The organism is Mesorhizobium sp. M5C.F.Ca.ET.164.01.1.1, from assembly GCF_004792125.1.
Lineage (GTDB): Bacteria > Pseudomonadota > Alphaproteobacteria > Rhizobiales > Rhizobiaceae > Mesorhizobium > Mesorhizobium wenxiniae.
Map to the genome: position 1 here is coordinate 1 of NZ_SRTG01000378.1, position 321 is coordinate 321.

Here is a 321-nt window from a genome sequence, read left to right on the forward strand (position 1 = left end):
ATTGAATTGCACAGCAGCTTCCAACCCGGAAAGGGTAAAGAAGCCGCCCATGACACATCTCTCCGAGCATCTGCTGACCGGTTATCGCAACTTCATGAACGGCCGCTACCCCGCCGAAAGCGGACGCTATCGCTCGCTGGCGCGCGAAGGCCAGGCGCCCGAGACGATGATCGTCGCCTGCTGCGACTCCCGCTCCGCCCCGGAGGCGATCTTCGACGCCGGACCGGGCGAGCTGTTCGTGCTGCGCAATGTCGGCAATCTGGTGCCCCCCTATGCGCCGGACGGCGAGTTCCATTCGACCTCGGCCGCGCTCGAATTCGC

1 protein-coding gene is annotated in these 321 nt (G+C 64.5%); it reads left to right on the forward strand.

Annotated elements, in window-relative coordinates:
• Window positions 1-49 precede the first annotated feature (49 nt).
• Window positions 50-321, forward strand: a 272-nt coding sequence (locus EN807_RS33885; protein WP_281405262.1) for a carbonic anhydrase, incomplete at its 3' end; no start/stop codon positions are given.